Below are 25,194 nucleotides of genomic sequence, written 5' to 3'. Positions count from 1 at the left end.
AGATCGATTTCGCCACCAATTGATTCCTCAAGCTAAGGATCTTTCTTGCGATCTTTTCGATCGGGCGTGCGCAAGCCTAATAATCCAAAAAACCAGCCTTTGGGGGCGTCAGCTTTTTTAGGCTCAGTTTTGGAATTTGCTGTACTGCCTTTATTCAAACTACTCATATACTGTAGGGCTAAAGGCTCCTTGGGGTTCAGTTTGAGTGCTTGCTGAAAACTCAGTTTTGCCATACTGGGTTGGTTAATATTTTTATAGACGGCTCCTAACATTGCCATACATTTACTGTCTTTGTTATTAAGCTGAATAGCAATGCGAAGCTCCCGCAGTGCCTGCAACCATTGTCTTTGGCTCATATACTCTTCTGCCATAGCCACGCGTGTCGCAAAACTTACTTCAGACTGAGGGTTTAGCGGAAATTGTTCTCGCGACTGAATAAAAGTTTCATCTTGTTTCGATCCCGCCAGATTAGGGGTTTGGCTTTGTTTTTGGTTATAGGTAGAGGGTTTAACTTGAGCGTTAGTTGGTGGTTTGGCTTGAGAAATCTGAGGAGTTATTTGCTGCTTAGCAGGGGGCTTGAAAGGTGAGGTTTGAATAATCGTTTCATCGCCCGTTTGAAAGATCGTTCGATCGTCATCATTACTACTGTTACTACTGACTCGATCTTTAGGGCTAGCGTAGGTTAAAACGCTCGAAAAATCTGGATCGCTAAACCGATAACCCTCTTTGTACAAAATGTAAACTAGGTTCAGTTCGCTCAACTGAGCGGTGTATTCCAAAATCGTATCGAGGGACGTATACTGGCGCTCGGCAACATTAAAAACTAATTTTTCATAGGCGGCTTCGCTAGGATTAAGCAACAGTTGTTTGGCGATCGCAGACTTAATACCAATGTTGCGCACCTTCTGCATGAGCCGCTTTGCCAATAGTTTAAAAATTGCACGGTAAGCTTCTCGATCTCTTTCCTGCATGAGTATGTCATAGGCAGGGTTAACCAGTTTTGCAAGGTACTGCGTGGCAATTTCTTTCTCTTGAGGAGAAAACCCGTAAATGTCAGGGTGTAAAACCTTGGCGATGCCTATATACATTTGGCGGATTAGGTAGACATCCGCCGTGATGGGAACGCCTAATGCCGCATAGTAATCATGGTTAAACTGACTAATCCCTCGATCAATCCGAATAATGATTGGCGAGTTCGTCAGTTGCTCTTTCTCCATGCCTAACAGCTAGTAACAACGATTAACCTATCCTAACCCTAAAGTTCTAGAAACAATAGTGACACTTTGCGATCTAACCATGAATAGTTTGTACGATCGCAAACTTGTCCCACTGTTTATGAGCCACCACCCAGCCAACCAAAAAATCCACCTTTTTCTGACTTTTTTGCTTTGGCATCAGCGTCTTTGGCTAGGTTGAGTTGTTTGAGATATTGCAATGCCAGCGGTTCTTGCGGGTTAAGTTTGAGCGCCTGCTGAAAACTGACTTTTGCCATGCTATTTAAGTTTTGCTTTACATAGACCAAACCAAGCAAGGCATGACACTTGCTGGAAGTTGGTTCAAGTTGTAGAACAGCCCGCAATTCTTTAAGAGCAAAAGCCCATTGCTTTTGCTCGATATATTGTTCTGCCAGATGAATTTGCTGTTTCGCTTGATTGCGATCGCTACCTCCGCTATTCCCTGTTGTTTTATTTACAGGAGCATATACTTCAGATGCTGTAGAACGATAGGAAGAAGTAGATGGCTTGTATGCAGAATGTTGTGAAGAATTGGGTTGAGAAACCGAACTGTTACTCGTGGAAGAAGTTGAGGCTTCGATCGAGCTACCCACAGTCGGACTGCTAACAGCAATGATGGGTGGAGCAAAGGGTTTATAACCAGATTGAGCTAAAACATAGACGAGGTTTAATTCGCTCAATTGCCCTGTATATTCCAAGGCTTTATCGAGAACCTGATATTGTTGTTCGGCAAGCGATCGCACGGCTTTCTCATAATTCAGATCGTTTGGTGCAGCAGCTAGCAAACGCGCAACTTCTGACTGGGGTTCTAAGCCCTCACCTCTTTTCATCAAACGCTTGACGATTAGCTTCAGTAACGCTTGATATTCGACGCGCTCGCGTTCTTGCATGAGGGTGTTGTATGCAGGACTAACGAGTCTCGCTAGGTAAAGACTAGCGAGATCGCTTTCTTGTGGCGATTTCCCATAGACATCGGGATGTAAGATTTTGGCTATATTGAAATAGCGCTTGCGAATTTGAGAAGCTTCAGCATGAACAGGTAAACCCAGCACTGCGTAGTGATCGCCTAAGCTATATTTGCCAATCCCCAAATTAACTTTGAAAGCCTGTGCTTGGTGTATCATGGCGAACTTCCTGTCTATCTAAACGTAGGGAGTATCTCGATCTAGTGGGATATATATCCTACTATGCGAGGTTTTAATTTACTAACATCAATTAAACCTATTAGCGATCTTTTAAAAAAAAATTACAATCTTTTGCGGTTATACAAAAGTTACCCATTTGTTATCCAAAAGTTATCTAGAAGAGGAATCGAAAGTCATTGAACCTGTTAAAACAGTGTAAATGCGAGCCCTCCTTAGATGTCGGTAGTTCTCCCTACTGTCCACCCAACCAGCCGAAAAAACCACCCTTTTTATTAGTGTCTTTCTTATTCGTATTTGTATGGGTCGTCGCTTGCGAAGATGCACCTGTATTACCCAGTTGACTCATATACTTAAGCGCGATCGGTTCTTGTGGATTTAACTTAAGCGCTTGCTGAAAACTAACTTTCGCCATGCCTGCAAGCTTTTGATTCACATAAACTACGCCCAAAAGTGCATGACATTTACTGTTATTGCAATCAATTTGGATGGCACTACGAAGCTCTTTTAAAGCCGATGACCATTCTTTTTGAGAAATGAAAAGTTCAGCCTGTCTAATATTTTGCTGGATTGAGCTACCTCCGTTACTAGCTGCTGAATTACTAGCTGCTGAATTGGCAGAATCTTGGTTCGTCCGATTTGACTGGGTAGAATTGAACTGACCCGAGCCAGTTGTTCTTGACTGTGTTGAACCTGTTGAGCCAGTCTGCGTAGATTTAGACTGAGTGAAACCAGTCGAATCCTTACCTGTATTTGGATTAGAGCTTGTGTTTGTGCTACTAGTCTGACGATTGCCAAAGCTACTATTAGAACCAGATGTGTAATTTTTAGATGTGTAGTTAGGCGTCTGAATTGCGGTTGTATCTCCATGGCTCGGAGATTTTGCTACTTCAGGGGTAAGAGGCTTGTACCCTTCCTGAACTAAGACGTATACTAAGTTGAGTTCGCTGAGTTGGGCTGTGTATTCTAGGATTTTATCTAGTTGCTCGTATTGAATTTTGGCAATCTCTTGCACTGCCTGTTCGTAACTAGAGACTGTCGAAGTCTGCAAGAGTTTTTTAGCAACCTCAGACTGTGGGGTAAATTTCTGATTGCGTTTCATCAATCGCTTTGCCAGCAGTTTGAGAATCGCTGAATATTCTGTACGTTCTCGCTCTTGATTTAGGACGTTGTAGGCAGGGTTAACAAGTTTAGATAGATATTGCCCTGCAATGACTTTTTCGTCTGGCGATCGCCCAAAAATGTCAGGATGTAGATTTTTGGCGATGGTCAAATAGCGTTTACGCACCAATGCAGCCGTTGCCGTAACAGGTAGTCCCAAAACAGCATAGTAGTCATTAAAATCATATTGACCAATACCGCGATCGATGCGGAATGTTTTGGGCTGTTGCACCATCTGTTTCTGTGCCTTGAAATTAGAACAAGATACTTTAACTTACCCACCAAGGCTTCGGCGGCAATCTCAATAACTTAGAAATTTCACACAAATTAGAAATTTCTAAAGTTATCAGAAATTTAAATTGTGCATATTTGTACCACATCCTACCCCAAATTCTAATGTTATTAGTATTATTAGCCACACAAACTTAACAGAGCTGTTTCAAGATCGATTAATCCTGATAGGAGCGATGCCATGCGATCGCCAGCGAAATTTAAGTAGAAGCAGAATATCTGAAATGCGCCCTCCGCCTGGCTAGTCGATCTAGCAACTATGAACGTAAGGAATTGCATGAGATTTGTGGAGATCTAACTTTAGAGATGTCATCACGATTTGAGATGAGAATGAGTAGGTATCGAGGATTCATCTTACATCAATGGAATGGAATATCGGAAAGTAGAAAAGAGAGAAAAAAGAAGCACCGACAAAAATGGGAGAAATCACAACCAAGGGAAAGATTTTTGAATGACCTTTGACGAGATTGAGCCATTTTGACAATGTTCTTCGAGATTATGAGATCTTCATATTTACTGAAAAGTATAGATCTTAGGAGGATTTCGTTGTTCCAAAATGCATAGATTCTTAGCTATGTATTTTTGTCGATCCATTATATTTCCCCTCCTCTCCTTGTGTAATGAACAAAGTATGGTAGGTGACTAATTCTGTTAGTGAAAATGGCACAATTTCACAAACTCAAGAAATTGCAATGTTACTTATATTTAAGATTAGTTGTACTTATTAACAAAATATTAAAGCTCTTTAACAACTGTTTGTTCAGTTCTGTTTATGTGACACATAAATTATTTCATTGCCTCATTTTTGAGCAAAAAAAACTTAGCAAAATGCCAATTCTTAGGTAAATCTACTTAGGATTTCTCAGGGTTTCTGCAGTTCCAAAATAACTTAAAACCCTTTTCAAGTAAGGGGTTTAGCTTACTAAAAGCGTCCGATCTCTTCGTGGAATTTCATCATAATCTCTTGTCAATTTAGCCAAAGAATTTGCAAAGATAACTAACGTAGCGATCGCTCATTCTATGTTTAAATTAAAAGCATCGATCAGAATTTAATTGGTTCCCTGACTTACTAGGATCAACCTGTACAAGTTCTATCCATCGGCTCGGATTTAGAAAATCTGATTGGTTGGTTAAAACAGACTGGTAAAATCAGACTTAAAATTAGCAAATGGTTTTGTTTGCTCAAAATACAGTTCAAGATGCAGTAGTTCAAGACACAAGTACGGTAGTGGTCAAGGTAGTAAATTGCAAAACTACTCAAATCACACAGCCTTACTGAATGCCTTGCTGACCTTAGATAACTTGAAAGTCTTTTTAAAGGCTATAGAGATTCTGCTTAGTCTTAAAAGCTATCAGTGCAAATCTAAAAAATTTACACCAAGCCAGAAATAAAAATCTAAATTCGACCTATCACTTGCTTGTGTCAGTGCTGCCTAAGGCTGCCCAAGTTTAACAAAGCCATCGTTTATCTAACCTCTTAAGGAGACCCAAATGTCTTACTCGCAAACACAAACTCAGTCTAAATCTGGGTACCAAGCGGGCGTTCAAGATTACAAATTAAAGTACTATACTCCCGATTACACCCCCAGAGATACAGATATTCTGGCAGCATTCCGCTTCAGTCCTCAGCCAGGCGTGCCTCCTGAAGAAGCCGCAGCAGCTGTTGCCGCAGAATCTTCGACAGGTACTTGGACAACTGTATGGACAGATTTGTTGACCGACCTCGATCGCTACAAAGGTCGTTGCTATGATGTGGAATCCGTTCCCAACGAAGACAACCAATTTATCGCTTACATCGCCTATCCTCTCGACTTGTTCGAAGAAGGCTCTGTAACCAACCTATTGACTTCATTGGTGGGTAACGTATTTGGTTTCAAAGCCCTACGTTCTTTGCGTTTGGAAGACATTCGCGTCCCCATTGCTTACCTCAAAACATTCGAAGGACCTCCCCACGGGATTCAAGTTGAGCGCGACAAGTTAAACAAATACGGTCGTCCTCTCCTCGGTTGCACGATCAAACCAAAGCTCGGTTTGTCTGCAAAGAACTACGGTCGTGCCGTGTATGAGTGCTTGCGTGGTGGTCTTGACTTCACTAAAGACGACGAAAACATCAACTCTCAGCCTTTCATGCGCTGGCGCGATCGTTTCCTCTTCGTTCAAGAAGCGATCGAAAAAGCACAGGCTGAAACGGGTGAAGTTAAAGGTCACTACCTCAACGTTACCGCTCCTACCTGCGAACAAATGCTCGAACGCGCTGATTTTGCGAAAGAAATCGGCACACCGATCATCATGCATGACTTCCTAACTGGTGGTTTTACTGCTAACACAACTCTCTCGAAGTGGTGCCGTCGTAACGGTGTATTGCTACACATTCACCGTGCGATGCACGCTGTTATCGACCGTCAAAAAACTCACGGGATCCACTTCCGCGTACTTGCTAAGTGCCTACGTATGTCTGGTGGCGACCACCTACACTCTGGTACGGTTGTGGGTAAACTCGAAGGTGAAAAGGAAATCACCATGGGCTTCGTTGACCTCATGCGTGAAGATCACATCGAGCAAGATCGCTCTCGTGGTATCTACTTTACCCAAGACTGGGCTTCTATGCCTGGTACGATGCCTGTGGCTTCGGGTGGTATCCACGTATGGCACATGCCAGCACTCGTTGCCATCTTTGGTGATGACTCCTGCTTGCAGTTTGGTGGTGGCACACTAGGTCACCCATGGGGTGCAGCTCCTGGTGCAGCAGCTAACCGCGTTGCTTTGGAAGCTTGTATCCAAGCACGTAACGAAGGCCGTAACCTATGGCGTGAAGGTGGAGATGTTCTCCGCGAAGCTGGTCGTTGGTCACCTGAGTTGGCTGTAGCTCTGGAACTCTGGAAAGAGATCAAGTTTGAATTTGAAGCAATGGATACCCTCTAATCGATGGGCTTAGGTTAGGGTCTGTTAGTATAAATACTTATTTTATCAATAGCCCTAACCTTTCACTCTTGGTCGATCAAGCCTATGAATATCAAGCGCACTACCAAGTCCACAGCGAGTATGCTCATAAACTATTTGACCTATGAAGCTGTGAAGACGGTTTCTGAGCAGTTGCAAGAAACAGATTTGTTAAAAGCTCACTGGTTCAACCAATTCTCATCGCGCGAGAAAATTCAGAATGGCGATCTCTACATTCAAGAATTACTTGAAGTTCACCAAGAGTTAGCTTTTCGAGTGATGACCGTTAGAGAGCATCTCGCCAATGAAATTTTAGATTTCTTGCCTGAGATGACTCGAACGGGTATCCAACAATCAAATATGCAGCATCGATGTCAGCACCTCGAACGCATCATGAGCGTTCAGGCGACACAGGGGTATGCGGAATGCGAGGATCTAGAAACTAATTTAGATAGCGATTCAACCAGCGATTCAAATCAAGAGTTAGATTCTGACAGCGATCGCACGACCACCTAATTTCGTTCTATTCATCACTGTAATCACGAGAAAATAATGCAAACTTTACCTAAAGAGCGTCGTTACGAAACGCTTTCCTACTTGCCACCCTTGAGCGATGCTCAAATCACTCGTCAGATCGAGTACTCCCTCAAGCAAGGTTTCTACCCAGCGATCGAGTTTAACGAAAACTCTGACCCTGCTGTCCACTACTGGACTCTGTGGAAGTTGCCTATGTTTAACGCCAAAACTCCTCAAGAAGTTTTAAGCGAAGTTCAAGCTTGCCGTTCTAGCTATCCTGGTAGCTACATCCGTGTTGTTGGTTTTGACAACATCAAGCAGTGCCAAGTGCTGAGCTTTATCGTGCACAAGCCCAACACTCCTCGTTACTAATGCTAACTGTGCGCTGACTTTAACGTAGCTGCACGATCTGTAAATTGTTAATCTTGGGAAAAATTAGAGGTAGTGTGGTTCATACCATGCTGCCTTTAGTTTTTTATTGTGTTTTTGAGCTAGATATGGACACTAGGACTTGGACGAAATGTGAATATTCCTGAAGATTTAGAAATCAGTTTGGGGTTGTCAGAGTCTTTGCGGGCTGAGGCAGCCGAGATGTTTTACGAGGCATTTGGTCAAAAAATTCGACCCCAGTTTGGCTCTAAAGAAAGTGCAATAGCTATTTTTCGCAAAGCGATCGATCCCGAGCTGACGATGGTGGCGCTTTGTCAAGATCGATTTGTGGGGCTGGCAGGCTTGCGCTATGATGATCGCAGCTTTTTACAGTTTAATCTCTCTATTTTTACCGAAGAATTAGGGACGATCAAAGGAACGCTCAGTTTCTTTCTATATACCTCGTTTAAGCATCGTGTCAGACAGGGTGAGTTGTTTCTAGATGCGCTTGTCGTTCAAGATTCAGCTCGTGGGCAGGGTATTGGCACATTTTTGTTGCAAGAGATTTTTGAATTTGCCCGACAGAATCAGTTTGATCGGATTAGACTCGATGTTGCTGCTGCCAACTCTAGTGCCCGCAGGTTATACGAACGTATGGGCTTTACCTGTTTTAAAACTCGTAGCTATCTTTATTTACAGCGAATTGTTGGTGCTACAGCGATCGACATGATGCAAAAGCAAATGAATTGATATAATTGCTCTCACTCATAGATCCACCTGACTCTACATAAAATTTGGCGGATAAATTATGAACTTTATCAAGAAAATACCCGCACTCTCTGTATTGTTGCTATTAGTTAGCTATGCAGCATTTGGTTGGTTGCTTTCGATTCATGGTGCAGACTGGCGCATTTGGGTTGGATCGGGGGCTCTTGCTTTCGCTACGGCATGGATTTTGGCGATCGCTTGGGCTTTGGCAGCGATTCTTCTCGTTTTTCTCAAGCAGACGCAGATCCTTTTTTTGTCAATCGGAATTTCCGTGGTGTGGGCGATGTTGATGTATGTGGCGCGGGTCGAGTTACAAGCCTTTACCAACAATAAAGTTGTCAGCTTTTTTACCTTGGCAATCTTATCGGCGCTTGGTCTGGGGCTTGGCTGGTTTGCCGATTTATCCTTAATCCACAGCATTGGGGCTTCGATGATTAAGTGAAAATCTCGCCCAAAAATTGTTAAGATCCTTACGCATCAAAGTAATTCACGCATAGCGGTTTCAAAATGGTTCAATATACGCTCGCTCAAAGTCCTGAAGTTATTCTCACTGTTTCTGGTAGGGACTCTCTTAAAGCCCGCGAAAAAGCGATGGCGCAACTGATTGAACTCATGGATGAGGGAAAGTTAGACACAGATTTGGCTGATGGTTTTAGTCCTCAGCAGTTTATTGAAGTAAAGGAGCCAGCCATGACAGTCACTAGCGATCAAGATGATGCCGTAACGCAAGCAGTACAGTTGTTAAACAACTTGGCTACGCTCAAAATTAAGGTTCAAGAGCTTCGTACTGAAGCGATGAAGATCCGCGCCCAGGTCGATATTCTATTTAGCGATGCCCCTGTCAGCGAAGAAGAAATCAACAGTCTCAAAGAAGGCTTTAAGGTTTTAAAGAATTTTGCCCAATTTAATTTGCGTTACTTAGATGCGCGATCGCAGGCAGAGCAAGCCCGTATCGTTCTCGACCAAGCACTAAATGGTTCTCTTGCCGAACCTGCACCCACCAAGGTAGAGACCTCAACCTCTGAAGCGCTCCCTCAGGCAGAAGAAGTGGAGCCCCCCAATGCTGTTGATGAGGCATCCGCACAGTCCCCTGACACTGAAGTTGAGACTGAAGTTGAGACTGTCTCTGAAAAAGCACCCGAAAAAGCAACTGGAAAAGCGAAAAAGTAGTTTTTGCCAGAATCGTATCTAGTTCAAAACCTAACTCTAAAACATCGTTAGTTGCTGAGTAGGGATCTCCTGAGTTTTAGACAACTCGGGAGCAGTCTCATTCATTTTAGAAACAGGCTCAAGATCGACTTCACCACTAACTTCCCCTAGAAGTTCTCTGGCTGCAATCAATAAATCGGCTTCGCAGTTTTTTAGATCTTCGCGCGTACTGAGGTAGGCTCTGAGTGCGGCGATTGGGTCGAGGGCTTCAACCGTATTTAACTCAGCCGCACGGGTACGCGTTGATTGGTTAATGACTTCGGGTGCGATCGCATAGTTATGGGCGGATGCCAAGGCTTGATGCAATTCCCGATCGTCAATTTGGCTCAACTGTTCGGGTTTGGCTTGGTAGATTAGCCGCACCACAGCATCGGCGATTTGACTGGTGGCGATCGCTTTCAGCAAAAGTGCTTGTGGTTGTTCGCTGTCAGTAACATCGATCTCTATCGTCCGAAATGGTCGTGCGGGTAAGGGACAAAACTCAAACTTGGTTTCTCCTTTATCTACTTCGAGCCAGCAATATCCTTTTTCTTCTTTTTCTTCGCCAAAGTCTACACGCTCAATGCTGCCAGGGTAAACCACCAAGGGCTGTTGGCAAAGCACTTGATGGCGATGGACGTGTCCTAGTGCTACATAGTCAAAGGCATCTTTTGCCAATAAAGAGAGCGGAATCGTAAATCCTTTTCCTGCTGCCAAAAAACGCTCTGAGCCATAGGTAGCCGAGTCAACCATCAGATGCGCCAAGAGAATTGTCGGTAGCTTGGGATCGAGTTGTCGAATTTCGGCTTCTAAAACTACTGTGAGGCGATCGATCAGCAACTTCCCAACTTCGGTCATTGATAATCCGTCTGTTTCTTGGCGAGTGAGTAACGCCGATCGCGTCAACCAAGGCAGCGTAATAATTTGAATTGCTCCTGCCTCTGTGGAGATGCGATGGGTCTCAATGCGATCGCCGACGATAAACCCCGGTACTGCTAAACTGCGATAAATCGCTAGACTCGCGCCTCCCTGTCCTTGCGAATGCTGATCGTGGTTACCCACCAACAACACTGTAGGAATGTTGGCATCGGCAAGACGCCGAAACTGCCTTGCAAATGCCTGCTGTACAAGCGGCGGCGGCGTAGCATCTGGAAAAGCATCGCCACCAAATAAGACCAAATCCGCTGGTTCGTGAATGGCGCGATCGATGCAGAGGGTTAAGGCTTTGACAAAATCCTCAAAGCGCGTATTCAGTCCCGTCTTGGGATTTACGCGCCCATGCGTTGTACTTCCCAAATGGATATCTGATAAATGCAGAACCTTGATCGCAGCCATCGTTTATTTCCCAATTACGTACAATACCTCAATCCAAATTTTTAGGCGATGGCAAAGTCTGAGTATTCACGCATGGATGGATGATGGAACCCCACTACGATCTCTTTTTTGGAGATGCCCATGTCTTCGAGATCTTTATCGATCTCAACATCAGTATTATTTTCTTGAATCCAGATTTTTTCATCCTTGATATCAAATTGAAATACAGCATAATTAATGCGCTGGTCGCCTTCCCAGCCAATTCTCAGGAGTAGATAGTGATCTCGCTCTGAGTCGATGATCAGTTGGGTTTCGATACCTTCCTCTTGCCAAACATTGACATACCTACTTAAAAACTTACGGATGCTTTGGCGGTAGTGATTTAGTCTATCCATGATTGAATCTCCTTATTTAAGAGTTTGTAAACAAGCAGTTTTACAGGGTAAGCCTGAAGAACTTTCTGAATCAGGGTTTCTGTAAAAAAAAGATCATAAACGGGGTCGGGAACGGCTAAATAAAGGGTGCGAGTGGGATGTTTTTCTGTCAGAGCCACTTTGTAGCAAAGGTATTGCCCAAGGGCAGCATAAAAATCTGTTATTTGAGAGACATTGCCGAAACTTTTAATCTCAACCGCTATTTTTTCGGTGCCTTTCTCTGCTCCAATCAAGCTTTCTAGACCTAGATCGATCTGGACGCTAATTCTTCCAATCGAGATAGATAGGGGATCGTGAGAAATCACCCAACCTGCATTGATTAGCGTCTCTTTAACCCAGTCATGGTATCGATCTCTAGCTGACATTATTTACAACACAGGTAAGGATTAATGGAGAGCATAGAGCTGAAAGCAGGAGGAAATATAACTTTATTATAGCGATGCTCCAAACACCTCAAGATAAAGGGTTGTAGGCAAGGCAGGGTAATAATTCTCAACTTAACGTTAGCTAACGGCTAAAATCCGTTACTTAGTTTTATCCTTGCACACCCAGCGCCAGAGGGGGTGAGCTTTGCCTTGCTGTTGAATTTTTTGCACCTGTCGGATCAGCGATCGCTTCTCACGGTTGCTAATTCCCCAGAGAATTTGCGAGCTTTGCCAAACTAACGTAGCGAGGGTCATAGCAACGCAAAAAGTTATGCCCAAGAAAGCTAAACGATGGGATTGCATACTGGAGCGCACCGCTGCCCAAGTGAAATATTCAATCCAGATGGCAATATCAAAACGTAGGCTCCAAATACTTGCAGATCCAATGGTCAGCCATAAGCACAGATTAAATAGCCATCGTCCCCAAGTTTGGACGTCAATAAGCCGTTCGACTTGAGATTCAATTTGGCGTTCTAAAATTTCTTGCTCATCTTCAAACTGCATGTGTTCGTTATACAGCGTTCGTGCCTACGCTAGGAGTCTGATTGGTCTTGTTATTGCGATTGCGCCACCATGCCAATAAGATACTGGCGTTAAAAATGCTGGAATAGGCTCCAGAGAGGAAGCCGATAATTAATGCAAGCGAGAAATATTTAAGGGTCGCACCGCCAAAGATAAAGATCGCAATGAGCGGCAGTGTTGCCGTCAAGGTTGTATTGATCGAACGCGCTAAAGTTTGATTTACGGATAGGTTAACTAGATCGTTAAAGTCATGGTCTCTGCCTTGGATTTTGAGATTTTCACGAATGCGATCGTAAATAATTACGGTGTCATTGACCGAGAAGCCGCAAACCGTAAGCATTGCCACGATAAACAAGCTATCGACTTCCACACCTAGGGTTAAGCCCAGAATGGAGAAAATACCCATGGTGACAAAAATATCGTGGAACAAGGCAATCACAGCAAATATGGCATAGTCTGCCTGAAAGCGAAATCCTAGGTAGATCGCGATTCCAAGGAAAGAAATTCCTAGAGCCTGCAAGCCTGAGGTGAGTAGCTGATTGCCGATCGCGGGACCAACTCTTTCAATTTGCGATTTTTTGGGATCGATCTGCCCAAATTCTTTTAATACGGTTTCTAGTAGAGATTGTAACTCTGTGCGCTTTTCGACTTCTAGATCGCCTGTTTGTACGATTATCCCACGACCATTATCGAGCTGTTGAACAACGCTATTGGCATAGCCTTTGGCCGCGATCGCTTGGCGCACAGCCACAATATCAATCGGTTTGCTACAGGTATTTGCCGTAGGGTTCGTAGCATCGGCGCAATCTAGCACAATGGTTAAGCGCGTTCCTCCCGTAAAGTCAATGGCAGGGCGCAACGGCAACCCTATCTGCTGCCAAGAGACTAACATGGCAACGATCCCTGCCAAGATAAACAATCCCGACAGAGAGAGATACAGGCGACTATGTTTAATTACGTCTAATTTCATCGATAACCTCTTGCATGGAGAATTGCACTAAGAATTTCAGTGGGAATTTTAGTGAGGATTTCAGCGAGAACTTCACTGAGAAAAGTCAGAGCGAAACTCAGAGTGTGGCACCTTTGGTTTTGTCATTCGCCGAGCGATCGCTTGCATCGTTGGCATCCACTTCATCGACTGACTCGGCAGCAACGGAAATCTCTGATTGGGCAGAATTATTCCCATAATTATTGGGCTTGCCGATCGCTCTCACCCCATAAAAACTTGGCTTTCGCAGATTGGGGTAGGTAATCACTGTCAACAAAAGCGATCGGCTAAAAGTTACTGCTGTAAATAAACTCACAGCAACGCCTAATCCCAACGTAACCGCAAATCCTTTAACCAAGCCAGAGCCAAGCCAAAATAGTGCCGCACAGGAGATGATCGTGGTGACGTGACCATCCAAAATACTTGCCCAAGCTCGATTAAATCCAGCCTCTACGGATTTGTATAAGCTCCGTCCCGATCGCAATTCTTCCCGAATCCGCTCGAAAATCAAGACGTTGGCATCGACGGCAATCCCAATACTGAGAATGAAGCCAGCAATACCAGGCAGGGTAAGTACTACACCCAAAACACTAAAAGCGGCATAGGTAATTACGGCATAGACGATCAAAGCCGCATCGGCAACTACCCCTAACAATTTATAGTAGGCAACCATAAACGCCAGCACCAAAACTAGCCCAGCTACGCCAGCATAGATACTGCTTTGGACGCTATCTGCGCCAAGGGTAGCGCCAACGGTGCTATTTCCCACTAACTTTACAGGTACGGGTAAAGCTCCTGCCCGTAGTTGGAGTGCTAGTTCTGTTGCTTCTTCTAAACTGCGACTCCCCGTGATCACGGCATGGTTACCAGTGATTCCCTTTCCTTGAAATTCAACACCCACACTAGGGTAGCTAATCAGTTCGTCATCTAAAAAGATTCCCAGACTTCTACCAGTGCCACCTAGTTCACCTGTGGTCTTGGCAAACAAATCGCCGCCTTTATCATCAAAAGTGAGGGCAACCTGCCAAGAATCTTGGGCTTGACCTGTGACTGCGCCAGCATCTTTCAGATATTGTCCCGTCAAGCCTGTGCGATCGAATAGGCCTCTAATGGCTTCTTTATTTCGCTTGAGTGCCGCTTCATTCTTAGCGATCGCATCTCGATCTGCTGAAGCTTTAAGATATTGTTGCTCGATCTGCAAATCTTTCTGGACTGCGATCTCTGCCCGAAATTGTCCTTCAGTACCTTGTCGTTGCTTGCGAAAATCTAATTGGGCGGTTTTGCCAAGCACCCGTTCTGCCTGTGCTGGATTATCAACCCCAGGCAACTGTACAGATAGCTGACTATCACCACTGATTACAATTGTGGCTTCAGCAACACCCAAACCATTAATGCGCTGCTCCACCACGTATTTGGCGGCTTCCATGATCCGTGGCGTAATTTTAGGAATTCCCTGCTCGGGATTTGGCTCTGCTTGGAGCGTAAGTTGAGCGCCTCCACGCAGATCTAGCCCTAACTTAGGGGGATGTGAAACGATTAGATAGACTGCACCGATCACGATCGCCAAAACAAGGGCAAGCAGGCGACTTTGTTTACCCATATGCGGTTAAACCAAACTGTTAGCTATAGACATTTTTCAGACATCTGCCATCATAGCTTACTCAGCAGTTGCCATGCGATCGCATCAATGATAATTACAGTTATGAGTGAAGATATACTGAAAGCTCATCTGCTTTCGTTGAAATTCACCTTACTAAGTGGTTAACAGATTATTACAACGAAATGATGAATTACTATCAAGATGCCTCACAACGAGGTAACGCAATATTGGCAAACTTGAGCGTTTGAGTAAATATCCCTGCAATTTCTTCATAAAAAGCCCAGTTATCCCAGTTTATAGAGAGGATAATTCAATGATTATCACTAACCCAAAAACCAGAGTTACATTTGCTGACTACCTGAGTTACTTTGATGGCTCAGATACAAGGTATGAGCTAGTAGATGGAGAACTTATCCAAATGTCACTTGCTACGGGTAAACATGGTGCGATCGTCAAATTCCTAGAGCGCAGTTTGGATACGGAAATTGATAGCCTCAAGTTACCTTGGATCGCCTTACAAGGAATTGTCGGAGTTCGGTGTCCTCGTGGAATTGGTCTAGATACGGCAAGGATTCCTGATGTAGTGATTATGCTTCGCGATGAATGGCAGTCTTTACAAGAAAGAGAAGCAGTTATTGGATTCGATTTGTCTCCTCCATTGCTGGTCGTGGAAGTAGTGAGCGTCTCAACAAAAACTACTGACTACCGTACTAAGCGGACTGAATATGCTGCCCGTGATATTCCTGAATACTGGATAGTTGATGCATTAGAAATGAAAATATCAGTTTTGGTTTTGTCAGATGGATGGTATGACCCATCAGAATTTGAGCAAGGCGATCGCATCATTTCTCCTACATTTCCCGATCTTCAGTTAACACCTCAGCAGATCTTTTCTGTCTAAAAAGAGATGGAAAACCTACTCAATGCTCCTGGTGCGAGATAATTGCCTTCAACCAAAATTTTTAAATCTTTGATATTAATATTTTGATCCTATAACTGTAATACCTTGGCGTTAAACTAGCATTAGCAATTCATTAACTGTTTTATCTAAACATCAGCGTGATTTCTATTCGTCCCGACCTTCATCCTGCTCCTAGCTCCCTCCCACATGGCGCTCCCCATCATGGCTGGCCTGGTTTGATCCGCCGTTACGCTGACTATTTGCCCGTAACCGAAAAAACCCCAGTCGTGACCTTGCATGAGGGCAATACGCCTCTGATCCCAGCGATCGCGCTAAGTGCAAAGATTAGTGCCCAAACGGGTCGCCAAGTTAAGGTGCTGCTAAAGTTTGATGGACTTAACCCCACAGGCAGCTTTAAGGATCGGGGCATGACGATGGCAATTTCTAAAGCCAAAGAAGCAGGTGCTGAAGCCGTAATTTGTGCCAGCACGGGAAATACCTCGGCTGCCGCCGCAGCCTATGCCAAACGCGGGGGGCTTAAGGCATTTGTACTGATTCCCGATGGCAAAATCGCGCTAGGAAAACTCAGCCAAGCTTTAATCTATGGCGCAGAAGTGATTGCTGTGGAAGGTAATTTCGATCAAGCGCTCACAATCGTTCGGCAAATGGCAGATCACTACCCGATTACTTTGGTTAACTCGCTTAACCCCTATCGCCTAGAAGGACAAAAAACAGCGGCGTTTGAGGTTGTAGAAGTGCTGGGCGATGCCCCCGATTGGTTGTGCATCCCGATGGGTAATGCGGGTAATATTTCTGCTTACTGGATGGGTTTCAACCAGTATCATGCAATCGGTAAAGCCAAAAAACTGCCACGCATGATGGGTTTTCAGTCTTCAGGGGCTGCACCTCTGGTGACGGGTGAAGTATTCGAGCATCCTGAGACGATCGCCTCGGCAATCAGAATTGGGAATCCTGCCAACTGGGACAAAGCCAATGCTGTGCGCAGCGAGAGTAAAGGAGAATTTCACAGCATTACAGATGCTGAAATTCTTGAAGCCTACACATTTCTCGCTGCCGAAGAAGGTGTTTTCTGCGAACCTGCCAGTGCTGCCTCCGTGGCAGGGTTGCTAAAAGTAAGCGACCAAATCCCCAACGGCGCTACGGTTGTATGCGTGCTGACGGGCAATGGGTTAAAAGATCCTGACAATGCGATCGCTAACGCTAGTGCCAAATTTCATCAAGGCGTAGCACCCGAACTTGCCAGCGTTGCCAAAGTAATGGGCTTTTAGGATTTAAAACCCTTAGACTTCGAGGAAAGGAACTTGTCCTAAACCCTGTCGTACAATCCTTGGTCGATCTTCAGTCAAGTCTACGATCGTCGAAACTTGATAGCTCGGTTCTGAGCCGTCATCGATGATGATATCGACCAACTTGTCAAAGCGATCGAATAGCTCAGCTTGGGGCAATTCGCAAGCATTCTTAGATTTATTCGATTTATTGGATTTAAATTTACCGAAACTTGGAATGTCCTCTAAGTCTTCAAAATCCTCTTCGTTGCTATCTTCGCTCAAATTTGCCGATGTAGAAATGATGGGGTTAGCGATCGCTTCGATCAGTACCTGAGACACCAGATGATCGGGGACGCGAATGCCCGTAGTTTTGCGTTTGGGATCCATGACAAGGCGCGGCACTAGCTTGGTAGCTGGCAAAATAAACGTATAGGCTCCAGGTACCAAACTTTTCATAATGCGGTACGAAGCATCGCTGACTTGGGCGTAATGGGCAATATTCGACAGGGAAGAGCACAAAAACGTTAATGGCTTATTGTTGGAGAGTTGCTTAATCTGTCGCACCCTTTGCACGGCAGACTTAGAGGTCATATCGCAACCGATCGCATAAACCGTATCTGTGGGGTAAAGCATCACAGCCCCCTGTTGTAGCGCAGACTTAATTTGCTCGATCGTGCGCGATTGAGGCGAACTCGGATGTAATTTGTAAATTGTAGCCATATAAAAAAATATTAAAACTCTAGGCTACAGAAGATCGCGATCGTTACGCAAATTTGGTTTATTGCCCCCTAGCCCCCAATTCTGGGGAAGGATTCTTAAAGTCCCCCAGAATTGGGGGATTTAGGGGGCTAGATCGATTGAAACGAAGACTAATTTACTTGTGCGTGCACGGCAGCCTTTTTATGGGGGGCAAGACAAATTCTCCTTAGAATTCCCGAATGATGGGATTACCGTCTTTAAACTCGCCGACCAAAATCAAATCGGCGACACCTACAAATAAGCCATTTTCTAGAACCCCTGGGATGTTATTCAGCGTTTTTTCTAGCTCAGCAGCATCAGGAATGCTGTCAAAGGTGACATCCAAGACCATATTGCCCTGATCGGTAATTACGGGACCATCCTTTTTAATCCCCATACGCAGTTCGGGCTTACCACCTAGCTTTTCTACGGCTCTGGTGACAGGAGCGATCGCCATTGGTAGTACTTCTACAGGAACGGCAAAGGTAGAGCCGAGCTTGTCCACCAACTTGGATTCATCGACCACGACAATAAACAATCCCGCTAGAGAATCGATCACTTTTTCGCGGGTATGGGCAGCGCCGCCACCTTTAATTAAGGTTTTCGCAGGGTCAACTTCATCTGCGCCATCAATGGCGATATCAATCCGATCGACATCATCTAACGTTCTCAAGGGGATGCCATATTTTTTGCCCAATACCGAGGCTTGAAACGATGTGGGGATGCCGACAATATCCTTTAACTCGCCCCCAGCCAGCCTTGCTCCTAACTCAGCGATCGCAAAGGCTGTGGTTGAGCCCGTACCAAGTCCGACGACCATTCCAGACTTGACTCGTCGTGCCGCCGCAATGCCGACCTCTTGTTTTAGTTGCTTAATTGCCTCAGGGGAGATTGTCATACGTTATCCTAAACACAGCACTCTCGATCCTAGAGCGATCGATGACCAATGTCCATGACTGAATTTGTCCGTTGCAGTGCGTAGGCAATTCGTCATTCGTCATAACCTCTTGTTGAATAATTGTTCGCTGAATACCTGAGAATTAATGCCAACTTTAAACGATCGCATTCGCCAGTTTTATGACAAGTCCTCTCTGCTTTGGGAACAGGTGTGGGGAGAGCATATGCACCACGGCTACTACCAAGCAGGCGAAACTAGTCGCAATAAAGATCGTCGGCTGGCTCAGATCGATCTGATTGAAGAATTATTAACTTGGGCAAATCTGGGAGAGAATTTCAGCAATTCGGTGCGGCAGGATGCATCCCGATCGCGAAGCGTTTCCGAAGGAAATAGGGAATCGGCGATTCAGGTTTTAGATGTGGGCTGTGGCATTGGTGGCAGTTCGCTCTATCTCGCCAATAAGTTGAATGCCAAGGTGACAGGGATTACGCTTAGTCCTGTCCAAGCCCAGAGAGCCACCCAAAGAGCAAAGGAATTTGGACTTAGCGATCGCACCCAGTTTCAGGTGGCGGATGCCCTGGCGATGCCCTTTGGCGATCGGCAATTCGATCTGATTTGGTCGTTAGAAAGTGGCGAGCATATGGCAGATAAAACCAAGTTTTTACAAGAATGTTATCGGGTCCTTAAACCCAATGGCAGATTGATTTTTGCTACTTGGTGTCATCGTCCCGCCGATCGAGATAAACCTTTATCCGTTGACGAGAAGGCACACCTACAGCGCATCTATGATGTTTACTGCCTACCCTATGTGATTTCCCTGCCTGAGTACGAAGCGATCGCCCAGAGCCTCAACTTTCAAAACATCCAAACGGCAGATTGGTCAAAGGAGGTAGCCCCTTTTTGGGATGTTGTGATTGATTCTGCGCTTACACCTGCGTCAATTTTAGGTGTTTTGCAGTCTGGTCTATCGACAGTCAATGCTGCCCTCTCTTTACGCCTGATGTCACGCGGCTACGCCAGAGGCTTGGTGAAATTTGGTTTGTTGACCGCTTCTAAATCGTAAGATTCGGATTTGGCGTTCGAGGCATCTCCAGAACTGAGAACCTAACCCCTGACAACCAAAAACTAAACGATCGCTGTTCCTACTTCAGGGGGGACGTCTTGCCATCTGCCATTGCTGACAGCCTTCAGAGCGTCCTCTAGGCGAATATCGCCCGTGTAAATAGCTTTACCCACAATTGCGGCAGATACGCCTAAGGGTTCTAAAGACAAAAGGCTTAATAAATCTGTAATCGAACTAATTCCACCCGAAGCAATCACGGGGACGTTCACGCTCTCAGCTAAATGTCTGAGGGCATCTAGGTTAGGGCCCTGCATCGTGCCATCGCGATGGATATCTGTATAAATAATTCCTGCTACGCCCACATCGGTCATCCGCCTTGCCAGATCGGCAGCAATCACTTCAGAGGTAGTCAGCCAGCCTCGTGTGGCGACGCGTCCTTCACGGGCATCAATACCCACTAAAACTTGCCCAGGAAATTCAGCGCAAACATCGGCAACTAACTGTGGTTGTTCTACAGCGATCGTGCCTAAAATCACGCGACTTACCCCTGCACCAAGCACTGCCATGATTTGCCCACGATCGCGGATGCCTCCACCAACTTGGACGTGAATGGGGATTGAACGTGCGATCGCTTCAATCACCTTGAGATTTTTAGGTTCCCCCTCTTTTGCCCCGTTTAAATCAACAACATGAAGATACTTGGCTCCCTTGCTATACCAGTTCTGTGCCATTTCTACAGGGTCTTCACCAAATACCTCTGAGCGAGCATAATCCCCTTGGTATAGCCTCACGCAGCGTCCATCTAAAATATCAATCGCCGGAATTACATCCATGTTGTCTACCTCGTTTCCAGATGCCTATTCTAGCTAGATAAGGGCGATCGTGGTGTAAATGTAGTTGAAACTCTAAATACTGGAATACCTCTTGAGAAATCTGTGAAGTATCAGTCGGCTCGTGATTATGAGGAGGTTAATATCATTTATGCTTAATTTATCTATGTTTTTCCATTTATATATTTTTATCAATTTCCATAAATTTGACGGTCAAATCTAATAAAAAAATGATTTCTATGACTACTTCTTCGGATTCTTCGGACGAACCTTTTGCAAAACAAAATTTAGCTTTAGATATAGATTCACCCACCAATTCCTTAGCCCAAATCTGGGCGAAAAAGTATGTTCAAGACTTGTTAGTCGATCCCTCGACAGAAGAAGTTCCATCGGACACATCAAATCTAGAGGTGGTTCTTTCTAGCCAAGGTAGAGCCGCAACGGTTGAAAAATTGCAACAGGCGCTACGTTTCACCAGCGCCCAAGCTTGGGCAAAAACAGAGGAACTTTTGGCTCAGCAAGTGCAAAAGCATCGGATTAACCCAGAACTGATCGATCCTTGGCAAATTGCTGTGGATTCGCGGTTTCTATTTGAAAAGGCGCTAGGTGTTTATACAGAGCAAGCTCCTACCCGTGCTGTTTCTCTTATGCTAGGCACTTTTCATACAGCTACTTCCCTAGAGAGCGCTACCCAATTGCCTGCCCCCAGCCGTCTTTCTGTCGCGATCGCGCAAGATGTTGGCAAAATTCGGCAGAAGTACACCTCTGCCGATCCGAGAATTATTGGCTTTGTGAGTATGCAGTTTCACTATAGCGGTCAGTTGCTTTTAGACTTACTTTCTCCTGTGGAGCGAGTCGTCGTTGCCTCTTACTTTAAGGTGATCGACGATCATCTTTATATGCCTTTACAACGCTCCTATGAGGCTGCTGCTAACCAAGCAGACTTTAATTCGACCGCATTATTAGCAGTAAGGCAGCTATTACCGATTAGTAGTGAAATCGCCAAAGCGGTGTGTGATAAAGTAGCTGCCATGTATCCAACTTATCGCTGCTATAGTGGCGAACTAAGCTCTGCAGCAATCAGAATTTCTAGTCTCAGAGACACGGAAATGTTTCAGGTTTACCTTTGCCTCTGTGTGCTCGAAGGAAACTATGCCTCTTTGCAACAAGAGTTATTCCCTCTCTGTGTGATGCTATATCCCCCTTTGCAGGTTAGCTGGGAATTAATCCGAAATATGTTGCGTTTGGTGGGACAAGAAATTAGCGATCGCCTTTCCGAAGAGCATATTAAAGAATTTAGACCCTATATTCGAGCTTTGTGGGAAATGTTTTCAAACGATGTGGTATCTCAAGCTTGATAATAGCGATCGATCTAAAAGTAGTTAAACATGACCTGCAACTGTTCAATTAGCCAAGCTGCCTCTGCGATGGCAGCCACTGCTGTATCTATAGACCCAAGTACGAGACTTTATGGGGTTAGCACCGACAGTCGAAAGCTCAAGCAAGACGAGCTTTTTGTGGCTTTAACAGGTGAAAATTTTGACGGTCATGGCTTTGTGTCCAAAGCGATCGCCCAAGGCGCAGTTGCCGCAGTAGTGAGCAAGCAATGGTGGGAAGATTGGCAAAAACAACAGGTCGATCCGATTGCTTTGCCGCTGTTGGTTGTAGCAGATACGCTCAGAGCCTACCAAGACCTAGCAAGATGGTGGCGGCAGCAAACAAATTTGCCCGTAATCGCTGTTACAGGCTCCGCAGGGAAAACCACGACCAAAGAGCTGATTAGTGCCTTGCTTAGTTGTTGCACCCAAGCTGATAAACGCGTTCACAAAAGTACGGCAAACCATAACAACGATATTGGTGTTGCCCAGACGTTATTGGCGATCGATCCGCAGCAGCATCAATTTGTGGTTGTAGAAATGGGGATGCGCGGCAAAGGGGAAATCGCACGACTCGCCAAGGTTGCCTATCCTACCGTGAGTGTCATTACCAATATTGGGACTGCCCACATCGGTAGACTGGGCTCTCAAGAAGCGATCGCTTCGGCAAAATGCGAACTGCTGGCGGAGATGTCCGCAGAGGGAATTGCGGTGTTAAACGCCACGGACTTACTGCTCCTGTCAACCGCAAAGCAGGTATGGCAGGGTCGAACGCTCACCTATGGCTTGGATATCGGGGATGTGAAGGGAGAATTGGTGGATAGCAAGCTTCAGATTGATGATAAAACTTGGGAGATGCCTCTAGCAGGTCGTCATAATGCCATGAATTTCCTCGCTGGTTTGGCGGTACTTAAAGCATTAGGACTAGACTGGCAACCTACGATGCAGGGAATTGGTTCGCTAGATTTGCCCTTTGGTCGCGCGCAGATTCATCACCTGACGGATGATGTGATCATTTTGGATGAGACCTATAATGCTTCGCCCGAAGCGACGATCGCAGCTATACGCCTGTTAGCCGATACCCCAGCCCGTCGGCGTTGGGCAATTTTAGGGGCGATGAAAGAGTTAGGCGAGATGTCTGAAAAGTTACATCGGCAAGTGGGTGAAGTCGTCCGCGATCTAAATATCGATCGCTTGATCGTACTGTCAGATGGCGAAGCAGATGCCATTGTCGCTGGAGCCGACAAACAAGCGCGATTTGTGGCAACTTGTCACAGCCATGCTGAAATTACCCAAGTGCTATTGCAAGAGGTAAAAGCAGGCGATCGCTTGTTATTTAAAGCCTCACGGTCTGTCGGCATGGATCGGGTCGTGCGAGACTTTCAGGAAGCATGGCAAAGCCAAAGGGTATAACACACCCCAAGAAAGCTATGAAACAAGAAAGGCATGAAATATGAAAGCGATTTTATTCACAACTGCGGGTGAGCCAGAGGTCTTACAACTAGCAGAGGTTCCTCAACCAACGATTCAAACTCCGACGGAGCTGCTGATTCGGCTCAAGGCGGCTGGGATAAATCCCATTGATACGAAATTACGGCGCAGAGGTACGTTCTATCCAGCCAAAATGCCTGCTATTTTGGGTTGTGATGGCGCAGGCATTGTTGAAGCTGTAGGCTCTGACGTCACGCATTTTCAAGTGGGAGATCCTGTCTACTTTTGTCATGGCGGGCTGGGAGGACATCCTGGAACCTATGCCGAGTTTGCGATCGTTGACGAACGCTGGGTTGCCCGTAAGCCTACTTCCCTATCGTTTGAAGCGGCGGCAGCTTCACCTCTCGTCCTAATCACTGCTTGGGAAGCTCTCTACGAACGGGGGCGATTAGAAGCAGGACGCAAAGTTTTAATCCATGCAGGGGCGGGTGGAGTCGGCCATATCGCCATTCAACTAGCAGCGCTCAAGGGTGCTAGCGTTTGTACGACAGTAAGCTCAACGGCAAAGGCAGACTTTGTGCGCCAACTGGGGGCAGATCTGGCAATTCTCTATAAGCAAACTGACTTTGTCCAAGCCACGCTCGACTGGACAGATGGGGAAGGGGTAGAGCTTGCCTTTGATACAGTGGGTGGTGCAACCTTCGCGCAAACATTTCCTGCCGTACAGATCTATGGCGATCTGGTGACGATTTTAGAACCCGACCCTACAACAAAATGGAAAATTGCCCGCGATCGCAACTTGAGAATCAGCCTCGAACTGATGCTGACCCCAATGTTACGCGGATTAACCGATCTACAGCGCCATCAAGCCCAGATCCTGTCTGAATGCGCTCGACTATTTGATGAAGGAAAATTGCAAGTCCATGTCAGTCACTCATTTCCCCTTGCCGAAGCTGCTGCTGCCCATCGGCTTTTAGAGCAGGATTCAATTACAGGTAAGGTTGTGCTGACAATTTGAACTGAGTCTTATCTGACCGTAGCCAATTGGGTCATTTGCTTAAGGTTGACGATATTGAGGAGTTGGCTTTTAGCATCGATTTGGATCCAAGCTTTCTCTATAATTTTTTCGAGCACCTTTGTTGTATCATCAATGCTGACTTCGGAAAGATCGGCTAGATCTTTAATTGGAAGATTAAACATTTCAATGCCTGCGTCCGTCTTTTTGCCATAGGACTCTGCCAAACCCATCAACACGTTCGCAATTCGTGTAGCTGGCACTTGCTGCCGTAGCTGAGCCCGTTGATTGGTTCGACGCAGCCTTCTTACCATCAATTGCAACATGCGGTGATGTAGCTGCGAATCTTTAAATAAAAACTGAATAAACCGTTGAGCAGGAATACTCAGTAATCTGACAGGGGTAAAGGCAATTACATCCGTTGAGCGGGGAGATTCGTCTAAAATTGCCATTTCTCCAAAAAAATCGCCCCTTCCCAAAACTGCCAAGGTTGTAGCGTCTTGATTTCTTAGAGAGCGCACCTTGAGCCATCCTGACAGGATGAAATAGACCGCATTGCCCCAAGCGTCTTCCATCAAGACAGCTCGTCCTGATGGATAGTCGCGCTCAACTGCCTCAGACAACAACCACTCTAGGGTCTCTGCATCGGCTGCATCAAATAATGGAAATAGCTCACTGAAGGTTTCAGTCTGCATGGGGATTCAGGAAGTTGATATATTTGCTAGATAACTTATCTAATTGCTGACCTGCAAAGACTGGT

The 25,194-nt window shown here is 45.4% G+C and carries 24 protein-coding genes and 1 pseudogene; 12 read left to right on the top strand and 13 right to left on the bottom strand.

Annotation, left to right across the window (positions count from 1 at the left end):
- Positions 1 to 32: 32 nt before the first annotated feature.
- The 3 genes from ACP2WE_RS23230 to ACP2WE_RS23220 form a co-directional block, all read right to left on the bottom strand.
- Entirely contained in the window at positions 33 to 1,217 is a 1,185-nt protein-coding gene (locus tag ACP2WE_RS23230) for a DnaJ domain-containing protein (protein ID WP_425217901.1), read from the bottom strand.
- 116 nt (positions 1,218 to 1,333) lie between these two features.
- Entirely contained in the window at positions 1,334 to 2,359 is a 1,026-nt protein-coding gene (locus tag ACP2WE_RS23225; RefSeq protein WP_425217900.1) for a J domain-containing protein, read from the bottom strand.
- Between the two features lie 253 nt (positions 2,360 to 2,612).
- Complete coding sequence (locus tag ACP2WE_RS23220) at positions 2,613 to 3,773, bottom strand: J domain-containing protein (protein ID WP_425217899.1); 1,161 nt, start codon at positions 3,771 to 3,773, stop codon at positions 2,613 to 2,615.
- A gap of 1,547 nt (positions 3,774 to 5,320) precedes the next feature.
- Between ACP2WE_RS23220 and ACP2WE_RS23215 the strand changes: the two genes are divergently transcribed.
- The 6 genes and pseudogenes from ACP2WE_RS23215 to ACP2WE_RS23190 all read left to right on the top strand — a co-directional run.
- On the top strand, positions 5,321 to 6,751 hold the full coding sequence (locus ACP2WE_RS23215) for a ribulose-bisphosphate carboxylase large subunit (protein WP_330484223.1): 1,431 nt from the start codon (positions 5,321 to 5,323) through the stop codon (positions 6,749 to 6,751).
- A gap of 84 nt (positions 6,752 to 6,835) precedes the next feature.
- Positions 6,836 to 7,285 (top strand): RuBisCO chaperone RbcX, encoded by a 450-nt coding sequence (gene rcbX / locus ACP2WE_RS23210; protein WP_425217898.1) that lies wholly within the window; start codon positions 6,836 to 6,838, stop codon positions 7,283 to 7,285.
- Positions 7,286 to 7,321: 36 nt separating this feature from the next.
- The gene (locus tag ACP2WE_RS23205; protein WP_330484225.1) at positions 7,322 to 7,657 is read left to right on the top strand and encodes a ribulose bisphosphate carboxylase small subunit; all 336 of its coding nucleotides are present in this window, start codon (positions 7,322 to 7,324) and stop codon (positions 7,655 to 7,657) included.
- 150 nt (positions 7,658 to 7,807) lie between these two features.
- A complete protein-coding gene (locus ACP2WE_RS23200) occupies positions 7,808 to 8,404 on the top strand; it encodes a GNAT family N-acetyltransferase (RefSeq protein WP_425217897.1) in 597 nt (198 codons plus the stop codon).
- 58 nt (positions 8,405 to 8,462) lie between these two features.
- A complete protein-coding gene (locus tag ACP2WE_RS23195; RefSeq protein ID WP_425217896.1) occupies positions 8,463 to 8,864 on the top strand; it encodes a hypothetical protein in 402 nt (133 codons plus the stop codon).
- Positions 8,865 to 8,929: 65 nt separating this feature from the next.
- Positions 8,930 to 9,403 (top strand): annotated as a pseudogene (locus ACP2WE_RS23190) (hypothetical protein); the annotation flags it as partial.
- A 225-nt stretch (positions 9,404 to 9,628) separates the two neighbouring features.
- On the opposite strand, the gene sbcD reads toward ACP2WE_RS23190, so the two are convergent.
- From sbcD to secD, 6 genes are all read right to left on the bottom strand, one after another.
- Positions 9,629 to 10,945, bottom strand: a complete 1,317-nt coding sequence (gene sbcD, locus ACP2WE_RS23185; RefSeq protein ID WP_425217895.1) for an exonuclease subunit SbcD — start codon at positions 10,943 to 10,945, stop codon at positions 9,629 to 9,631.
- A 41-nt stretch (positions 10,946 to 10,986) separates the two neighbouring features.
- Complete coding sequence (locus ACP2WE_RS23180) at positions 10,987 to 11,319, bottom strand: XisI protein (RefSeq protein ID WP_425217894.1); 333 nt, start codon at positions 11,317 to 11,319, stop codon at positions 10,987 to 10,989.
- Positions 11,307 to 11,723, bottom strand: coding sequence for an element excision factor XisH family protein (locus tag ACP2WE_RS23175; RefSeq protein WP_425217893.1), 417 nt, complete (start codon positions 11,721 to 11,723; stop codon positions 11,307 to 11,309). The genes ACP2WE_RS23180 and ACP2WE_RS23175 overlap by 13 nt, the downstream gene beginning before the upstream one ends.
- 159 nt (positions 11,724 to 11,882) lie before the next feature.
- Entirely contained in the window at positions 11,883 to 12,287 is a 405-nt protein-coding gene (locus tag ACP2WE_RS23170) for a hypothetical protein (RefSeq protein ID WP_425217892.1), read from the bottom strand.
- 7 nt (positions 12,288 to 12,294) lie between these two features.
- Positions 12,295 to 13,275: a protein translocase subunit SecF gene (gene secF, locus ACP2WE_RS23165; RefSeq protein WP_425217891.1), complete on the bottom strand. Its 981-nt coding sequence runs from the start codon at positions 13,273 to 13,275 to the stop codon at positions 12,295 to 12,297.
- A gap of 97 nt (positions 13,276 to 13,372) precedes the next feature.
- Entirely contained in the window at positions 13,373 to 14,893 is a 1,521-nt protein-coding gene (gene secD, locus ACP2WE_RS23160) for a protein translocase subunit SecD (protein WP_425217890.1), read from the bottom strand.
- A 313-nt stretch (positions 14,894 to 15,206) separates the two neighbouring features.
- Between secD and ACP2WE_RS23155 the strand changes: the two genes are divergently transcribed.
- A complete protein-coding gene (locus tag ACP2WE_RS23155) occupies positions 15,207 to 15,794 on the top strand; it encodes a Uma2 family endonuclease (RefSeq protein WP_425217889.1) in 588 nt (195 codons plus the stop codon).
- Between the two features lie 167 nt (positions 15,795 to 15,961).
- A complete protein-coding gene (thrC, locus tag ACP2WE_RS23150) occupies positions 15,962 to 17,083 on the top strand; it encodes a threonine synthase (RefSeq protein ID WP_425217911.1) in 1,122 nt (373 codons plus the stop codon).
- 12 nt (positions 17,084 to 17,095) lie between these two features.
- On the opposite strand, the gene ACP2WE_RS23145 is transcribed toward thrC, so the two are convergent.
- Positions 17,096 to 17,803 carry an L-threonylcarbamoyladenylate synthase gene (locus tag ACP2WE_RS23145; protein ID WP_425217888.1) on the bottom strand — a complete coding sequence of 236 codons (708 nt, stop codon included), beginning with the start codon at positions 17,801 to 17,803 and terminating at the stop codon, positions 17,096 to 17,098.
- A gap of 205 nt (positions 17,804 to 18,008) precedes the next feature.
- A complete protein-coding gene (gene rpiA / locus ACP2WE_RS23140) occupies positions 18,009 to 18,719 on the bottom strand; it encodes a ribose-5-phosphate isomerase RpiA (RefSeq protein WP_425217887.1) in 711 nt (236 codons plus the stop codon).
- 145 nt (positions 18,720 to 18,864) lie between these two features.
- Here rpiA and ACP2WE_RS23135 point away from each other — a divergent pair, with 145 nt between their 5' ends.
- Positions 18,865 to 19,782 carry a methyltransferase domain-containing protein gene (locus tag ACP2WE_RS23135; RefSeq protein ID WP_425217886.1) on the top strand — a complete coding sequence of 306 codons (918 nt, stop codon included), beginning with the start codon at positions 18,865 to 18,867 and terminating at the stop codon, positions 19,780 to 19,782.
- A gap of 62 nt (positions 19,783 to 19,844) precedes the next feature.
- On the opposite strand, the gene hisA is transcribed toward ACP2WE_RS23135, so the two are convergent.
- On the bottom strand, positions 19,845 to 20,615 hold the full coding sequence (gene hisA, locus ACP2WE_RS23130) for a 1-(5-phosphoribosyl)-5-[(5-phosphoribosylamino)methylideneamino]imidazole-4-carboxamide isomerase (protein WP_425217885.1): 771 nt from the start codon (positions 20,613 to 20,615) through the stop codon (positions 19,845 to 19,847).
- Between the two features lie 236 nt (positions 20,616 to 20,851).
- Between hisA and ACP2WE_RS23125 the strand changes: the two genes are divergently transcribed.
- From ACP2WE_RS23125 to ACP2WE_RS23115, 3 genes are read left to right on the top strand one after another with little or no spacing between them, the layout of a single operon-like run.
- Complete coding sequence (locus ACP2WE_RS23125; RefSeq protein ID WP_425217884.1) at positions 20,852 to 21,970, top strand: bilin-binding protein; 1,119 nt, start codon at positions 20,852 to 20,854, stop codon at positions 21,968 to 21,970.
- A 30-nt stretch (positions 21,971 to 22,000) separates the two neighbouring features.
- Positions 22,001 to 23,401 carry a UDP-N-acetylmuramoyl-tripeptide--D-alanyl-D-alanine ligase gene (locus ACP2WE_RS23120; RefSeq protein WP_425217883.1) on the top strand — a complete coding sequence of 467 codons (1,401 nt, stop codon included), beginning with the start codon at positions 22,001 to 22,003 and terminating at the stop codon, positions 23,399 to 23,401.
- Between the two features lie 40 nt (positions 23,402 to 23,441).
- The gene (locus ACP2WE_RS23115; protein ID WP_425217882.1) at positions 23,442 to 24,437 is read left to right on the top strand and encodes a zinc-dependent alcohol dehydrogenase family protein; all 996 of its coding nucleotides are present in this window, start codon (positions 23,442 to 23,444) and stop codon (positions 24,435 to 24,437) included.
- A gap of 8 nt (positions 24,438 to 24,445) precedes the next feature.
- Here the strand turns inward: ACP2WE_RS23115 and ACP2WE_RS23110 are convergent, their stop codons facing one another.
- Positions 24,446 to 25,129, bottom strand: a complete 684-nt coding sequence (locus ACP2WE_RS23110; RefSeq protein WP_425217881.1) for a Crp/Fnr family transcriptional regulator — start codon at positions 25,127 to 25,129, stop codon at positions 24,446 to 24,448.
- Positions 25,130 to 25,194: the final 65 nt, after the last annotated feature.

Origin of the sequence: Tumidithrix helvetica PCC 7403 (assembly GCF_965232925.1) — a bacterium.
Lineage (GTDB): Bacteria > Cyanobacteriota > Cyanobacteriia > Pseudanabaenales > Pseudanabaenaceae > Tumidithrix > Tumidithrix helvetica.
This window is presented reverse-complemented; position numbering and strand designations above follow the sequence as displayed.

Bases quoted from the DNA above. Each gene is read 5' to 3' on its own strand.
- secD (WP_425217890.1), bottom strand. From the start codon at position 14,893: ATGGGTAAACAAAGTCGCCTGCTTGCCCTTGTTTTGGCGATCGTGATC.
- ACP2WE_RS23135 (WP_425217886.1), top strand. From the start codon at position 18,865: ATGCCAACTTTAAACGATCGCATTCGCCAGTTTTATGACAAGTCCTCT.
- rcbX (WP_425217898.1), top strand. From the start codon at position 6,836: ATGAATATCAAGCGCACTACCAAGTCCACAGCGAGTATGCTCATAAAC.
- ACP2WE_RS23225 (WP_425217900.1), bottom strand. From the start codon at position 2,359: ATGATACACCAAGCACAGGCTTTCAAAGTTAATTTGGGGATTGGCAAA.
- rpiA (WP_425217887.1), bottom strand. From the start codon at position 18,719: ATGACAATCTCCCCTGAGGCAATTAAGCAACTAAAACAAGAGGTCGGC.
- ACP2WE_RS23115 (WP_425217882.1), top strand. From the start codon at position 23,442: ATGAAAGCGATTTTATTCACAACTGCGGGTGAGCCAGAGGTCTTACAA.
- ACP2WE_RS23220 (WP_425217899.1), bottom strand. From the start codon at position 3,773: ATGGTGCAACAGCCCAAAACATTCCGCATCGATCGCGGTATTGGTCAA.
- ACP2WE_RS23205 (WP_330484225.1), top strand. From the start codon at position 7,322: ATGCAAACTTTACCTAAAGAGCGTCGTTACGAAACGCTTTCCTACTTG.
- ACP2WE_RS23195 (WP_425217896.1), top strand. From the start codon at position 8,463: ATGAACTTTATCAAGAAAATACCCGCACTCTCTGTATTGTTGCTATTA.
- ACP2WE_RS23155 (WP_425217889.1), top strand. From the start codon at position 15,207: ATGATTATCACTAACCCAAAAACCAGAGTTACATTTGCTGACTACCTG.
- ACP2WE_RS23175 (WP_425217893.1), bottom strand. From the start codon at position 11,723: ATGTCAGCTAGAGATCGATACCATGACTGGGTTAAAGAGACGCTAATC.
- ACP2WE_RS23230 (WP_425217901.1), bottom strand. From the start codon at position 1,217: ATGGAGAAAGAGCAACTGACGAACTCGCCAATCATTATTCGGATTGAT.
- ACP2WE_RS23125 (WP_425217884.1), top strand. From the start codon at position 20,852: ATGACTACTTCTTCGGATTCTTCGGACGAACCTTTTGCAAAACAAAAT.
- hisA (WP_425217885.1), bottom strand. From the start codon at position 20,615: ATGGATGTAATTCCGGCGATTGATATTTTAGATGGACGCTGCGTGAGG.
- secF (WP_425217891.1), bottom strand. From the start codon at position 13,275: ATGAAATTAGACGTAATTAAACATAGTCGCCTGTATCTCTCTCTGTCG.
- ACP2WE_RS23110 (WP_425217881.1), bottom strand. From the start codon at position 25,129: ATGCAGACTGAAACCTTCAGTGAGCTATTTCCATTATTTGATGCAGCC.
- ACP2WE_RS23145 (WP_425217888.1), bottom strand. From the start codon at position 17,803: ATGGCTACAATTTACAAATTACATCCGAGTTCGCCTCAATCGCGCACG.
- ACP2WE_RS23215 (WP_330484223.1), top strand. From the start codon at position 5,321: ATGTCTTACTCGCAAACACAAACTCAGTCTAAATCTGGGTACCAAGCG.
- ACP2WE_RS23180 (WP_425217894.1), bottom strand. From the start codon at position 11,319: ATGGATAGACTAAATCACTACCGCCAAAGCATCCGTAAGTTTTTAAGT.
- ACP2WE_RS23170 (WP_425217892.1), bottom strand. From the start codon at position 12,287: ATGCAGTTTGAAGATGAGCAAGAAATTTTAGAACGCCAAATTGAATCT.
- ACP2WE_RS23120 (WP_425217883.1), top strand. From the start codon at position 22,001: ATGACCTGCAACTGTTCAATTAGCCAAGCTGCCTCTGCGATGGCAGCC.
- sbcD (WP_425217895.1), bottom strand. From the start codon at position 10,945: ATGGCTGCGATCAAGGTTCTGCATTTATCAGATATCCATTTGGGAAGT.